Origin of the sequence: Paraburkholderia sp. GAS42, from assembly GCF_050436565.1 — a bacterium.
Lineage (GTDB): Bacteria > Pseudomonadota > Gammaproteobacteria > Burkholderiales > Burkholderiaceae > Paraburkholderia.
In genome coordinates, this window is record NZ_JBNDML010000004.1 from 420,777 (window position 1) to 435,656 (window position 14,880).

Here is a 14,880-nt window from a genome sequence, read left to right on the forward strand (position 1 = left end):
TCACGCGGCGGCTGCGTGTTTCGCCACGCGCGGGCGGCCCAACGCGGCGCGCACATCCGCCTGATCGAGCACGTCGTCGAGTGTCTTCGTCAGGCGTTCGAACAACATGTCGAATTCGGCTGCTGTATAGCAGAGCGCTGGCGCAAAGCCGAGGATATTGTCGTTGAACGCACGGAACACGAGGCGATGGTCGTACGCCGCTGTAGCGATACGCTCCGACAGTTTCAGCGAGGCGTCGAAGCCGCGCTTGCTGTCCTTGTCCGAGACCAGCTCAAGTGCACCGAGCAGGCCACGATGACGCGAATCGCCGACGAGCGGATGCGCGAGCAACGCGTCGAGCCCTTCTGCGAAGCGCGGTGCCTGCGCGATGCCGTTCGCCAGCAACCCGCCTTCGTGATAGAGCCGCATCACTTCGAGCCCGATCGCCGCGCTGACCGGGTGCGCCGAATACGTATGCCCATGGCCGATCACTGCCGACGCGTCGGCGCCGTCCGCGATGCCCTGATAGATCGCATCGGACATCAGCACCGCGCCCATCGGCGCATAACCCGCGGTCAATCCTTTTGCGACCGTCATCAGATCCGGTTCGACTTGTTCGGCCTGCGCCTGGCAGGCGAAGAGGGGACCCGTACGGCCGAAACCGGTAATGACCTCATCGGCGACGAACAGGATGTCGAGCTTGCGGCACGCGTCGCGCATCGCTTTCAGCCAGCCAGCCGGCGGCACGATCACACCGCCCGAGCCCTGAACCGGCTCGCAGAAAAAGGCGGCGACGTTGTCAGCGCCAAGCGCGGCGACCTTCGCTTCGAGCGCGGCGACCGATGCGGCGATCAGCGCCTGGTCGTCGGCGTAATCGTTGCGGTACGCATACGGCGACGGGATGTGGTGCTGCGTCGCGAGCGGCACATCGAAGTTGCGATGAAATGCGGGCAGCGCAGTGAGCCCCGAGCCCACCGACGACGAACCGTGATAGCCGCGTTCGAGCGCGATGATGTGCTTCTTCGACGGCCGGCCGGTTGCGTTGAAATAGTGGGTGATGAAACGCAACGCGGAGTCGACAGCGTCCGATCCGCCCAACGTGAAATACACATGTTGCAACGACGCAGGCGCCAGCTCGACGAGCTTCGCCGCAAGTTCGATCGCCGGTTCGGAGCCAAAGTGAAAGTAGCCGGTTGCGTAGGGCAGGCGCGTCATCTGTTCGGTCGCCGCGCGTACGATGCTGTCCTGACCGTACCCGACATTCACGCACCAGAGGCCGGAGAACGCGTCGAGCACTTCGTTGCCCGCCTTGTCGCGCAGAAAGGCGCCGCGCGCCGATTCGAGTACGGTAACGCCGCGCGCTTCATGGGCGCGGTAGCTGACGACGGGGTGAATCAGATGCTTGCGATCGGCTTCGATGAGGGACTGGGTCGGCGAATGAGTCGGCATGGTGGAATTCCCGTTCTGGAAAGGCTGTTGACCGTTCCATACTAATGAGTCACGCCGTGTGCCCGTGTCGCCAAATTAATCGCTGAAAAGCGCATTCGCCGCGAATTGCCCTGCGCGCGCAGCATATTCTGCTGCGCGCCCGTCACCACGGGCCGACGGCACCTGCGAAGTGGCGTCTCTGTGATTCAGTACACCGCCTGACTCGTCACCGCGAACTGCCGCACGTCCGGATCGACCCGCAGCGGCCCATTGCGCACCATCGTCGTGATCGTATCGACGAGCGGCAGGCCCATTTCTTCGAGCCACGCTGACAACCCGCTGTCTTCCGGCGTATCGATCCGCACGAACATGCCCGCATTCAGCGCGAGCCAATGACTGATCAGCGCCTTCGCACGGCTGCAGTCCGGCGCCTCGGGCGCGATCACCGGGCCGATCACGTGCCCGTCGCCAAAGCGGCGAAACAGCGCGAAACCCAGCATTTCGCCATCGCGATCGAGCGCGATACCGTCGGCGGCTTCGAGCACCGCAGGCAGGATCGCGCTGCGGTCGAGCCCGCTTGCGCGCGTCGCCAGTTCAACGAGGCGTGGGGTGTCGTTCGAGCCGATCGGCCGCAGCCGTTCGCCCGGCGGCAACGACACCAGCGGCGGCTGGAACGCCGCGCCCTGATGCTGATCGAGCGTGCCGGCGGCCGTAAAACCGAGCTGCTCGCAGATCGGTCGGCCGAGCGGCGACGCCTGCATCACCGTCGTGCGATCGCCGGTCTCCTTCAACTGCAGTTCGATCAGCTTGTGCCCGATGCCACGCCCCTGATGTTCTGGCGCCACGATCAGCATCCCGAGCGCCGCGCCGCCGTCTCCATACATCCAGCGCAGCGTCGTGGCGATCACCACGCCGGCCTGTTCCGCGACGAACCCCTGGCCGGTTGCGGCGACGAAACGCCAGTCGTCGGGGCGATGCCGCCATTTCGCGGCGCGGGAGAGCGCGTGCGCCGCGACGAGGTCGTCGGCAGTGAAGGGCCTGTAAGTAATCGGGGAATTCTGTTGCTCGCCGGACACGCCGACCTCCTTGACTGAAGCCTTACACCCGCACTTTGGCATCGTCACGCGAACTTGACTAGGACGATCTGGCTGTTCCCGGCCGTACAGGCCCGCACTGCATGGGCGTCGGACGCCCCGACGCAGAAAATGCTGTGGGGGCGGCTACAACGCGTGCGATCTGCTGATTCGCTGTTTTTGTCGACGACATGTGCCAGGGGGCCGGGCATACGATTTACCCATCCCGAACCCATTCTGACGAGGACAGTACATGGACAGCTTCGATCCCGCCCAGGTCGTGGTACGTCAAGGCCACTTCATCGGCGGCGAATATGTCGACGAAGGCGCTGGACGGATCGACGTTGCGCGTCCGTCCGACGGCGTGATCTATGCATCCGTGCCGCGTGCCGATGCGGCGCTGGTCGACCGTGCTGTCGACAATGCGTGGCAGGCGTTTCGCACAAGCGGCTGGGCGCACATGGCGCCGCGCGAACGCGCGCGCATTCTGCGCCGGTTCGCCGACCTGGTCGCCGCCGATGTCGCCACGCTCGCGCCGCTCGAAGCACTTGGCTCGACCCGGCCGGTTCGCGACGCCGCGGCCTGGGACGTACCGTTTACCGCCGAAGGCATCCGCTTCTACGCGGAGTTCGCCGACAAGATCGGCGGTGACGTGCTCGCAACCGATCACGACCATCTCGGCATGACGATCGCCGAGCCGATCGGCGTGATCGGCGCGATTGCGCCGTGGAATTTTCCGCTGGTGATGGCGTCGTGGAAGATCGCGCCGGCGCTCGCGGCCGGCAACGCGGTCGTGCTGAAGCCGTCGGAGATGACGCCGTTTTCGGTGTTGCGGCTCGCTGAGCTGGCGATCGCGGCGGGCGTGCCGCCGGGCATCTTCAACGTCGTACAGGGCGACGGCCGCACCACGGGCGATGCGCTGGTGCGCCACCCGCGGATCGGCAAGGTGACCTTTACCGGCTCGACCAGCACCGGCGCCGCGATCATGGCCGCGTGCGCGGAGACCGGCACCAAACCGGTCACGCTCGAACTGGGCGGCAAGAGTCCGCAGATCGTGTTCGCCGATGCGCCGCGCCTGGCCGATGTCGCCGCGCGCATTGCCGGCGCGATTACCGGCAATGCGGGGCAGGTGTGCGTGGCCGGTTCGCGGCTGCTGGTCGAACGTTCGATCGCCGACGAGCTCGCCGGGCGTATCCAGCAGGTGTTCGCCGGGCTGCGCGCCGGGCCGACATGGGCGCCTGGCACGACATTGCCGCCGATCATTTCGGACCCGCAGGCGGCCCGTATCGACGCGATCGTGCAGCGCACCGTCGCGAGCGGGGCGAGGCTCTGCTGCGGCGGTTCTCGCGTGGACGGTGCGACGCCCGGCGCGTTCTATGCGCCGACCATGCTCACCGGCGTCACGCCCGAATCGGAGGCGGTGCGGGCGGAAATCTTCGGCCCGGTTCTGACGCTGCAAACCTTCGACACTGAAGACGAAGCGCTCGAACTGGCGCGCCACCCGGACTACGGGCTCGCCGCTGGCGTTCACACGGCCGATCTCGGCCGCGCGCTGCGCTTCGTGCGAGGCATCGAGGCGGGCACGGTGTGGGTCAACCGTTACGGCCGCACCAGCGATTTTATGATCCCGACGGGCGGCTACAAGCGCTCGGGGATCGGCAAGGATCTCGGCCGGCAGGCTTACGAAGCCAATCTGCGCTTCAAGAGCGTGCTGATCGACATGCGGGTTTGACCCGATGTGAAACGGCGCGGCGGGGGCGGCGCCTGCGACACCGCAGAGTGTGCTGTGAGGGCCCCTCAAAACGCGTCGAATATGTTGTGAGCCAGCAGGATTTAGCGACACCCCCGCTTTTTTGCACTGATTAAATTTTCCACAGGAATGCGCTTTCCTGTATTTCGCCCCTGAGCTCCGGACGGGCTCACTTACACGAAAGGACTGACACCATGATCGATTTCGAGCCGAAGTACATCACGTTCGACTGCTACGGCACATTGACGAAATTTCGTATGGCGGACATGGCGCGCGAACTGTTCGCCGACCGCCTGCAAGGCGAACAGCTGGAGAAATTCGTCACGTTCTTCGCCGGCTATCGTCGCGACGAGGTGCTCGGCGCCTGGAAACCGTACCGCGACGTGGTCGTCAATTCGGTGCGCCGGGCCTGCCAGCGCATGAACATCGCGTTCAATGAAGCGGAAGCCGAAAAGTTCTACAAGGCGGTGCCGACCTGGGGCCCGCACCCCGACGTGCCGGAAGGTCTGTCGCGCCTCGCGAAGAAGTACAAACTGGTGATCCTGTCGAACGCATCGAACGACCAGATCCAGAGCAACGTCGACAAGCTCGGCGCGCCGTTTCACAAGGTCTTCACCGCACAGCAGGCGCAGTCGTACAAGCCGCGCATGCAGGGCTTCGAATACATGTTCGACCAGCTCGACTGCAACCCGGAAGACGTGCTGCACGTGTCGTCGAGCCTGCGTTACGACCTGATGACCGCGCACGACATGGGCGTCAGGCACAAGGCTTTCGTCAAGCGCGGCCACGAACCGTCGACACCGTACTACCAGTACTACGAAGTCGACGACATCGGCGGTCTCGCCACGCTGCTGGGCCTGTAAGCGCCCACGCCCACATCGTCTGCATCGCACAGGGACATCCGATGAAGCTCGATTCGTACTGGCTCGACACGGCGCCCGCCGGCATGGCGGCAGCCGAAGGGCCGCCCGATGCGCGGGTCGACGTCGCCGTGATCGGCGGCGGCTTCACCGGGCTGTCGGCGGCGCTTGCGCTCGGCAAGCGTGGCGCGTCGGTCGCGGTGCTCGACGCGGGGCGCCTGGGCGGTGGCGCATCGGGCCGCAACGGCGGCCAGTGCAACACCGGTGTCGCGCAGGACTACGCGGCGCTGCGCGCGCAACTCGGCGTCGAACGCGCGCAGCAGTGTTACCTCGCGTACGCGGCGGCAGTCGATACGGTCGAGCGGTTGATTCGCGAAGAACGCATCGACTGCGACTACCTGGCGACGGGCAAGCTGAAACTCGCCGCAAAACCGCATCACCTCGATCATCTGGAAAAAACCGCCGAGCTGATCCGGCGTGAAGTCGATCCGGATGTCGAAGTCATCGGCAGGGAAAGGATTCGCAACGAAGTCGCATCGGACAGCTTTTTCGGCGGGCTGCTGCAAAAGCACGGCGGACAGATGCATATGGGCAAGTTCGCCGCCGGCCTCGCCAACGCAGCGGTCCGCAACGGCGCGCGGCTTTTCGAACACGCCGAGGTCAGTGCGATCCAGAAGGAAGGCGGTGCATACCGGATCGTGTCGGCGCGTGGCGAAGTGCGCGCAAGCCAGGTGCTGATCGCCACCGGCCCTTCGCGGCACGGACCGTTCGGCTGGTATCGGCGGCGTATGGCGCCCATCGGCTCGTTCATCGTCGTGACCGAGCCGTTGCCGCCCGCGCTGCTCGCGCAACTGCTGCCGAAGCGCCGTTCGTACACGACGAGCCGCCTGATGCACAACTACTTCCGCATGACGCCGGATTCGCGCCTGCTGTTCGGCGGCCGGGCGCGATTCACCGCATCCGAGCAGCCTTCGGATGCGAAGAGCGGCCGCATCCTGCAAGCCGGTCTCGCGCGGGTGTTCCCGGAGCTCGCCCACGCGCGTATCGACTATTGCTGGGGCGGTCTCGTCGACATCACGGCCGACCGTCTGCCGCGCGCCGGCCAGCACGACGGCGTGTATTACTCGATGGGCTACAGCGGCCACGGCACGCAGATGTCGACGCACATGGGCCAGGTGATGGCCGATGTGATCGGCGGCAACGCAGCGGCGAATCCGTGGCGCGATTTCGACTGGCCTGCGATTCCCGGGCACACGGGCAAGCCGTGGTTTCTGCCGCTCGTCGGCGCGTATTACCAGATCAAAGACGTTTTTTATTGACCCCTGCCCGACAGCGACAGGCTACGGGACACCACGAACCACCTCACGCGGAGTACTTTCGATGAACCACGACAAATCGCCTGACGCACTGACGCAAGCCGGCATCCGGCTGGAAGAGCTGACCCGGCGCGGCGCATCACGACGCGAAGTACTGCGCGCGATGGCCGCCGGCGGCCTGATGTCGCTGACGGGCGCGGGCTTGCTGGCGAAGAGCGGCGCGGCATTTGCGCAAGCCAAGCCGAAGCAGGGCGGCAAGATCCGCGTGGCGACGCAGTCGTCGTCCGCGTCGGATACGCTCGATCCAGCCAAGGGCGCACTCGGCACTGACTATGTACGCGCCAACATGTTCTATAACGGCCTGACCGAACTCGACTCGCACCTTGGCGCGAAGATGGCGCTGGCCGAATCGCTGGATACGAAAGACGCGACCGTGTGGGTCGTCAAGCTGCGCAGTGGCGTGCAGTTCCATGACGGCAAGTCGCTCGCCCCCGCCGACGTGGTCTACTCGATCATGCGCCACAAGGACCCGGCGACTGCATCGAAGGCGAAGACCCTCGCCGACCAGATCAAGGATGTGAAGGCCACCGGCCCGAACGAAGTAACGATCACGCTGGAAGGCGCGAACGCCGACCTGCCGGTGATTCTCGCGACGTCGCACTTCCTGATCATCAAGGACGGCACGAAGGACTTCACAACGGCAGTCGGCACCGGCCCGTTCAAGGTCAGGGAATTCTCACCGGGCGTGCGCACGGTCGGCGTGAAGAACGAGAAGTACTGGAAGCCGGGCATGCCGCACCTCGACGAGATCGAGCTGATCGGCATCGGCGACGAATCCGCGCGCGTGAATGCGCTGCTCTCCGGCGACGTGCAGCTGATCAACGCCGTGAGCCCGCGTTCGACCGACCGCATCAAGGGCACCAGCGGCTTCACGGTGCTCGAAACGAAGACCGGTCAGTACACCGACCTGATCATGCGCGACGAAGGCGGCATCACCGGCACTGAGGACTTCCGGCGTGGCATGACGTACCTGTTCGATCGCGAACAGATCCGCCGCGCGGTGTTCCGCGGTTACGGCGCGATCGGCAACGATCAGCCGATCGACCCGACCAACAAGTACTACATGGCCGGCCTGCCGCAACGCACGTTCGATCCGTCGAAAGCGAAGTTCTACTTCCAGAAGGCAAAGCTCGGCAATGCGCCGGTGCAGATCGTTGCGTCGCCCGCGGCCGAAGGGTCGGTCGAAATGGCGATGCTGCTGCAACAGGTCGCGCCGCAAGCCGGCCTCAACCTGCAGGTCACGCGCGTGCCCGCTGACGGCTACTGGTCGAACCACTGGATGAAGCATCCGCTCGGCTTCGGTTCGGTGAACGCACGCCCGAGCGCCGACGTGCTGTTCACGCAGTTCTTCAAGTCGGACGCGCCGTGGAACGAAGCGAACTGGAAGAGCGCGAAGTTCGACCAGATGCTGGTCGCTGCCCGCGGCGAACCGGACGAAGCGAAGCGCAAGCAGATCTACGGCGACATGCAGGTGCTCGTGCACGACACCGGCGGCATTGGCATCCCGTTGTTCCAGAGCTCGCTCGACGCGCATACGTCGAAGCTGCAGGGCCTCGGCTCGATTCCGCTTGCCGGCCTGATGGGTTTTGCATTCGCCGAGAACGTCTGGCTTGAAGCTTGACGCTTGACGCGGCCCGGCTCCGGCCGTCCTGCTGTTTGCTGCAAACGTGCGCCGCTGCGGCTGCGGCGCACGGTTTCACTCGAAGGAGGCGATACACGATGAAAGCACACGCGCAACGACTCATCGCCGCGCGCCTCGGGCTCGGGCTGCTCACGCTGTTGCTGGTGTCGGCCGCGGTGTTCGCGATCACCGGCCTGCTTCCTGGCGATGCGGCTCAACAGGCGCTCGGCCAGGCCGCCACGCCCGAAGCCGTCGAGGCGCTGCGTCATCAGTTCGGCCTCGATCAGCCTGCGTTGCAGCGCTACTTCCAGTGGCTCGCGCACATGCTGAGCGGAAACTTCGGCCAGTCGCTATCGAATAATCTGCCCGTGAGCCAGCTGATCGCCACGCGTCTGCCAAATTCGCTGGTGCTGGCGGGGCTCACCGCGCTGGTATCGGTGCCGGTTGCGCTCGTGATCGGCATCGCCTCCGCGATGTTCCGCGGCTCGCTGCTCGACCGCGCGCTCAACGTACTCACGCTGTCGACGGTCGCCGTGCCCGAATTCCTGATCGCGACCGTCGCCGTGCTGATTTTTGCGGTGAAGCTGCGCTGGCTGCCTGCGCTCTCGTATCTGTCGGAGGTGTCGTCGTTCGGCGCCCTGGTGCGCATCTACGCGATGCCGGTGATGACACTGTGCTGCGTGATCGTCGCACAGATGGCACGGATGACGCGTGCCGCCGTCCTCGATCAGCTCAACGCTTCGTATGTGGAGATGGCCGTGCTGAAGGGCGCATCGCCGATGCGTGTCGTGCTGCGCCACGTGCTGCCCAATACGATCGGGCCGATCGCCAATGCGGTGGCGCTGAGCCTGTCGTATCTGTTCGGCGGCGTGGTGATCGTCGAATCGATCTTCAACTATCCCGGTCTTGCGAGCCTGATGGTCGATGCCGTCACGAATCGCGATATGCCGCTCGTGCAGGGCTGCGTGATGGTGTTCTGCGTGGCGTATCTCGCGCTCGTGCTGATCGCCGACCTGTGTCAGATCGTATCCAACCCGAGGTTGCGTCAACGATGAACCGACCCGCCACTTCCCATGCCACGACCGTTCTCTATTCGGTATCCGAGAACGGCGAACCGGACGATCGCGTTGAGCCGTCATCACGTGATCCGCTGCCGGAAACATCGGCCGCTCCGGTTGCGAGCACCGGCTCACTGCGCCGCTTCGTGCGACGTTTTTCGCTGCTCGGTCTGATCGGTTTCGTCATTGTTGTGTTCTGGCTCGCGGTCGCATTCATCGGGCCGCTGGTTGCGCCGTACAACGGCGGCGCGCTGACATCGACGGAGATTTTCGGCCATTGCAGCGCGGCCTATCCGCTCGGCACCGACTTTCTCGGCCGCGACATGCTGAGCCGCATTCTCTATGGCACGCGTTATACGGTCGGCCTCGCGCTTGCGGCGGCGGTGCTGGCAAGCTCCATCGGCACGTTTTTCGGCCTGCTTGCCGCAGTGTCGGCGCGCTGGGTCGATGAAGTGTTAAGCCGCCTGTTCGACGCGTTGATCTCGATTCCGAGCAAGGTGCTCGCGCTGGTCGTGATCGCGGCGTTCGGCTCATCGATCACGATGCTGACGCTGGTCGCGGCGCTCGCCTATATCCCCGGCGCGTTCCGCATCTCGCGCTCGCTCGCGGTGAACCTGATGGCGCTCGAATACGTGCAGGTCGCGAAGGCGCGCGGAGAAGGGCTGTTTTATATCGCGCGCGTCGAAGTCCTGCCGAACATGATTCATCCGATGCTCGCCGATTTCGGCCTGCGGTTCGTATTCATCGTGCTGCTGCTGAGCGGGCTGAGTTTTCTCGGTCTCGGCGTGCAGCCGCCGGACGCCGACTGGGGCTCGCTCGTGCGCGAGAACATCGGCGGGCTCGCCGAGGGCGCGCCGGCCGTGCTGATGCCGGCTGTCGCGATCGCGACGCTGACCGTCGGCGTGAATCTGTTGATCGACAGCGTGCGGCGCCACAGCGGCCGTGGCCAGGGAGCCGGAAAATGAACATGGTCGAAGTGAAGGGCCTGTGCGTGGTCGCGGGCGCCGTGCCGGACTCGCTGACCGAAATCGTGAAAGGCGTCAGTTTCACCGTGAAGCAGGGTGAGGTGCTGGCGCTGATCGGTGAATCGGGTTCCGGCAAGACGACGATCGCGCTGGCGCTGCTCGGCTATGCGCGCGCGGGCTGCTCGATCGCGGGCGGCTCGGTGCGGATCGGCAACGTCGACGTGCTGGCGCTCGACGAAAAGGGCCGCCGGGCGTTGCGTGCACGCACCGTTGCCTATGTCGCGCAGAGCGCGTCCGCCGGCTTCAATCCGGCGCGCACGATCATCGATCAGGTGACCGAGCCCGCGCTGCTGCACCGCCTGATGACACCGGCTGCCGCGCGTGACAAGGCGATCGGGCTGTTTCGTTCGCTGGCGCTGCCTTCGCCGGAGACGATCGGCGACCGATATCCGCACCAGGTGTCGGGCGGCCAGTTGCAACGTTTGATGGCGGCGATGGCGTTGATCACCGATCCCGCCGTGGTCGTGTTCGACGAGCCGACCACTGCGCTCGATGTGACGACGCAGATCGAAGTGCTGGCGGCCTTCAAAAGCGTCGTGCGTGAACTTGGCACGACGGCGGTGTATGTGTCGCACGATCTTGCCGTCGTCGCGCAGATGGCGGACCGCATCGTTGTCCTGAACGGCGGCACGGTGCGCGAGAACGGTTCGACGTTGCAGGTGCTCGACGCGCCTGTCAACGATTACACGCGTCAGTTGCTTGCGGCAACCCGTCGTCCGGAATCCGGATTGACGCTCGGTGCGGAGCAGGACAACGCACCGCCCGTGCTCGAAATTCACCGGCTGAGCGCGGGCTACGGGCGCGTCGACGCGAAGGGTGTGCCGGCGGTGCGCGTGCTCGACGACATCAGCCTGCGGATCGCGCGCGGCAGTGCGCTCGGCGTGATCGGCGAATCCGGTTCGGGCAAGACGACGTTGGCGCGCGTGGTGGCCGGTCTGGTTGACCGCGCGCACGGCGAAGTGTTGCTCGACGGCAAACCGTTGCCCGCGAAGCTGTCCCAACGCACGCTCGACCAGTATCGCCGCATCCAGATCGTGTTCCAGAACGCCGATACGGCGTTGAACCCGAGCAGCACGATCGCCGACATCCTCGCGCGGCCGATGAAGTTCTATCACGGCCTGAAGGGCGCTGCGGCGCAGAAGCGGATGCTCGAACTGCTCGACCTCGTGAAGTTGCCGGCATCGATAGCGAAGCGGCAACCGGGTGGACTGTCGGGCGGCCAGAAGCAGCGCGTGAATCTGGCGCGCGCACTCGCCGCCGATCCCGCGCTGATCCTCTGCGACGAAGTCACGTCCGCGCTCGATACGGTGGTCGGCGCAGCGATCCTCGATCTGCTCGTCGAACTGCGCCGCGAACTCGGCGTGTCGTACATGTTCATCAGTCACGACATCTCGACGGTGCGGGCGATCTGCGACGAAGTCATGGTGTTGTACGCCGGGCAGCGCGTCGAAGCGGGGCAACGCGACGTGCTCACTGCGCCGCCGTATCACCCTTACACGGGATTACTGGTCGATTCGGTGCCGGCATTGCGGCCGGGCTGGCTCGATTCGCGCCGTGCCGTAGCGAGTACTGCATTGCCGCCCATGGCCGCATCGACCACGCAGGCGAACCAGGCCGGCGATCTGTGCGGCTTCCGCGCGCGCTGTCCGGTGCGCATCGACGGGAAATGCAACGTGACGGCGCCGTCCGTGAAGAAGCTGTCGAGCGGCGCGGAAATTCTTTGCCATCATTCGGAGGCGGAACTGGCCCGCATCCAGACGATCGAGGCGGTGCACGCATGAAAGCCCGTTTTGTACGCGTCGCGGAAACGGGACGCAAGCAGTTTTCCATCACAGTCGACGGCGTGACGACGCAGGCCGCCGAAGGCGACACCTTGATGGTCGCGCTGCTGACCGCACAGGACGCCTTACGCGATTCCGAGTTTGGAGATGCGCGCCGTGCGGGATTCTGTCTGATGGGCGCATGCCAGGACTGCTGGGTCTGGACGGCGGACGGCGAACGCCTGCGCGCCTGCACGACACCCGCGGCGCCGGGCATGTCGGTGCTCACGCGTCTGAACGATCGCACGGAGGGCGTATGGCCACGCGGGTGATCGTGATCGGCACGGGGCCGGCGGGCGTCCGGGCGGCTGCGGCGCTCGTCGAAGCGGGACTGCGGCCGGTCGTGATCGACGAGGGCCGGCGCGACGGCGGACAGATCTATCGGCGGCAACCGGAAGGGTTTTCACGTTCGTACAAGACGTTATATGGGACGGAGGCGGACCGGGCCGCTTCGCTGCATCGCGATTTCGATGCACTGCGCGAGAGCGGCCAGATCGACTATCTGCCCGGGACGCTGGTCTGGAACATCGGGCCGAAGGCCGTGCATGTGGTTAGTGGCACGCGTTACCGGCAACTCGGGTTCGATGCGCTGATCGTCTGCAGCGGCGCGACCGACCGGCTGATGCCGGTGCCCGGCTGGCATCTGGCAGGCACGTACAGCCTCGGCGGTGCGCAGGTCGCGTTGAAGTCGCAAGGCTGCGCGATCGGTGCGCGGACCGTGTTCATGGGTACGGGGCCGCTGCTGTATCTGGTCGCCGCGCAATATGTGAAGGCGGGCGCGACGGTGTCCGCGGTGCTCGACACGTCCCGTTCGCTCGACCGGTTCCGCGCGTTGCCGCAACTGCTCGCGATACCCGCTGCCGTGCGCAAAGGCATGGCGCTCCTCGGTGTGCTGCGACGGGCGCGCGTGCCGGTGCATCGTGGCGTGACGCCGGTTTTGATCGCCGGTTCCGCGGAGCGTGGCGTGACCGGCGTGCAGGTGGCGTTGGCCAACGGCGAGCGGTTGTCATTCGATTGTGATGCCGTGGGTCTCGGTTATCACCTGCGTCCTGAAACGCAACTGGCGGATCTCGCGGGCTGCGCGTTCCGTTTCGACGACGCGAGCCACCAGTGGCTACCCGAGGTCGATACCGATGGTCGTTCGAGCGTGGCGGGCGTCTACCTCGCCGGCGACGGCGCACGCGTACGCGGCGCCGATGCGGCGGAACTGTCGGGGCGCCTTGCCGCACTCGCGGCGCTGGACGATCTCGGCATCGCCGTGCAGGGCGCCGACCGGGTCCGTATCCGGCTCGCGCGTTTCAGCCGTTTCGCGGCGGGCTTGCGCGCGGCGTTTCCATGGCCCGCGCGTTTCGCTGCGAGTCTGCCCGATAACACCATCGTGTGTCGCTGCGAAGCAGTGACGGCTGGCGAGTTGCGCGGCGTCGTCCGCGAAACCGGCGCACAGGAAGCGAATCGCGCGAAGGCATTTTCGCGCGTCGGCATGGGCCGATGCCAGGGGCGATTTTGCGCCCATGCCGCGGCCGAAGTGATCGCGGCTGAAGCGCGTGTGCCGCTGTCATCGGTTGGACGGCTGCGTGGCCAGGCGCCGGTGAAGCCGCTGCCGATGGCGCTCGACGCGTCGGATGAAGTCCCGGATTGCGATAGTCAACGTAAGCAACGTACGCACCATGCGCAGCATGGGCGGGATGAATCGAACGAAGCACGGGAGTTCAGCGAATGAGTCAGCAAGCCGACGTGATCGTCATCGGCGGCGGCATCATGGGGACGTCGACCGCGTTTTTTTTGCGGCGGCGCAACCGCTCGGTGGTGCTGCTCGAACGCGGTTTGACCGGACAGCAGGCAAGCGGCGTGAATTTCGGCGGGATTCGCCGTCAGGGTCGTGCGTTGCCGCAACTCGCGATCGCGAATCGCGCGCTGGCCACCTGGCGTCGCGCGCGGGAACTGCTCGGCGAAGATGTCGAATTTCTCGCGTCGGGCCACACGCGTGTCTGCTATCACGCGCACGACGCCGAATACTTCGATCGCTACGCCGCGGACGCACGCGCCTACGGTCTCGACCTCGAAGTGCTGCACGGCGCGGCCATGTTCGAACGGTTTCCGTTTTTGGGCCGTGAAGTGCTGGCCGCTTCGATCTCGCCGCTCGACGGGCACGCCAATCCGCGGCTCGCAGCACCGGTGTTTGCCCGCGCGGCGGCGCGGCTCGGCGCGCAGATCGTCGAGAACACCGAGATCGTGCGTGTCGAAAAAGAGGGCGGCGAGTTCCGGGTCGAGAGTTCGACCGGTGACGTCTATCGCGCGCCGCAACTGGTGATCTGCACGGGCGCGTGGGCAACCCGGCTCAGCGAGCAGTTCGGCGAGCCGGCGCCGCTCGTCGCGCGCGGACCCCAGATGGCCGTGACGGAACCCGTACCGTATGTGTTCCGTGCGTCGATGGGCGTGTACACGTCGATCAAGGCAGAGAGCGTGTACTTCCGGCAGATTCCGCGCGGCAACATCATTCTCGGCGGCGGCCCACCCGGGCCCGCCGATGCTGCGACATGCCGCGCATCCGTCCTGCCGGAAAATACGATCGGGCAGATCGCACAGTTCCGGCGTCTGGTGCCGGCGATCTCCGCGCTCAACGTGATTCGCGTATGGAGTGGTGTCGAAAGTTATCTGCCCGATGGCGAACCGGTGATCGGACCCAGCGCGAAGATCGACGGCCTGTTCTATGCGTTCGGTTTCTGCGGTGCGGGTTTTCAGATCGGGCCGGGTGTCGGCGAGACGCTGGCCGAACTGATCGACAAAGGCCACACGCCGATTCCGCTCGACGCCTTTTCCATCAGACGATTCCTGAGCGCGCCGCACGCACTCACCGTCGCGCCAACAATCGAGATTTCTTCATGAACAC

General features: G+C 65.6%; 12 protein-coding genes. 10 read left to right on the forward strand and 2 right to left on the reverse strand.

What is annotated here, in order from left to right:
* Positions 1-1,428, reverse strand: a complete 1,428-nt coding sequence (locus tag P3T16_RS09235; protein ID WP_429342011.1) for an aspartate aminotransferase family protein — start codon at positions 1,426-1,428, stop codon at positions 1-3.
* 185 nt (positions 1,429-1,613) lie between these two features.
* A complete protein-coding gene (locus P3T16_RS09240; protein ID WP_429342012.1) occupies positions 1,614-2,483 on the reverse strand; it encodes a GNAT family N-acetyltransferase in 870 nt (289 codons plus the stop codon).
* 250 nt (positions 2,484-2,733) lie between these two features.
* Between P3T16_RS09240 and P3T16_RS09245 the strand changes: the two genes are divergently transcribed.
* The 10 genes from P3T16_RS09245 (at position 2,734) to P3T16_RS09290 (ending at position 14,876) form a co-directional block, all read left to right on the forward strand.
* Positions 2,734-4,212 (forward strand): aldehyde dehydrogenase family protein, encoded by a 1,479-nt coding sequence (locus P3T16_RS09245; RefSeq protein ID WP_429342013.1) that lies wholly within the window; start codon positions 2,734-2,736, stop codon positions 4,210-4,212.
* A 212-nt stretch (positions 4,213-4,424) separates the two neighbouring features.
* On the forward strand, positions 4,425-5,093 hold the full coding sequence (locus tag P3T16_RS09250; RefSeq protein ID WP_429342014.1) for a haloacid dehalogenase type II: 669 nt from the start codon (positions 4,425-4,427) through the stop codon (positions 5,091-5,093).
* 41 nt (positions 5,094-5,134) lie between these two features.
* Complete coding sequence (locus tag P3T16_RS09255) at positions 5,135-6,409, forward strand: NAD(P)/FAD-dependent oxidoreductase (protein WP_429258598.1); 1,275 nt, start codon at positions 5,135-5,137, stop codon at positions 6,407-6,409.
* Positions 6,410-6,470: 61 nt separating this feature from the next.
* The gene (locus P3T16_RS09260) at positions 6,471-8,087 is read left to right on the forward strand and encodes an ABC transporter substrate-binding protein (RefSeq protein ID WP_429342015.1); all 1,617 of its coding nucleotides are present in this window, start codon (positions 6,471-6,473) and stop codon (positions 8,085-8,087) included.
* A gap of 98 nt (positions 8,088-8,185) precedes the next feature.
* Positions 8,186-9,142 (forward strand): ABC transporter permease, encoded by a 957-nt coding sequence (locus P3T16_RS09265; RefSeq protein WP_429342016.1) that lies wholly within the window; start codon positions 8,186-8,188, stop codon positions 9,140-9,142.
* The gene (locus P3T16_RS09270) at positions 9,139-10,110 is read left to right on the forward strand and encodes an ABC transporter permease (RefSeq protein WP_429342017.1); all 972 of its coding nucleotides are present in this window, start codon (positions 9,139-9,141) and stop codon (positions 10,108-10,110) included. The genes P3T16_RS09265 and P3T16_RS09270 overlap by 4 nt, the downstream gene beginning before the upstream one ends.
* On the forward strand, positions 10,107-11,951 hold the full coding sequence (locus P3T16_RS09275) for an ABC transporter ATP-binding protein (protein WP_429342018.1): 1,845 nt from the start codon (positions 10,107-10,109) through the stop codon (positions 11,949-11,951). The genes P3T16_RS09270 and P3T16_RS09275 overlap by 4 nt, the downstream gene beginning before the upstream one ends.
* Positions 11,948-12,262 carry a (2Fe-2S)-binding protein gene (locus P3T16_RS09280; RefSeq protein ID WP_429258603.1) on the forward strand — a complete coding sequence of 105 codons (315 nt, stop codon included), beginning with the start codon at positions 11,948-11,950 and terminating at the stop codon, positions 12,260-12,262. Before P3T16_RS09275 ends, P3T16_RS09280 begins: the two co-directional genes overlap by 4 nt.
* Positions 12,247-13,710, forward strand: coding sequence for an FAD-dependent oxidoreductase (locus P3T16_RS09285; RefSeq protein ID WP_429342019.1), 1,464 nt, complete (start codon positions 12,247-12,249; stop codon positions 13,708-13,710). The genes P3T16_RS09280 and P3T16_RS09285 overlap by 16 nt, the downstream gene beginning before the upstream one ends.
* Positions 13,707-14,876 carry an NAD(P)/FAD-dependent oxidoreductase gene (locus P3T16_RS09290; protein ID WP_429342020.1) on the forward strand — a complete coding sequence of 390 codons (1,170 nt, stop codon included), beginning with the start codon at positions 13,707-13,709 and terminating at the stop codon, positions 14,874-14,876. The genes P3T16_RS09285 and P3T16_RS09290 overlap by 4 nt, the downstream gene beginning before the upstream one ends.
* The last annotated feature ends 4 nt before the right edge of the window (positions 14,877-14,880 follow it).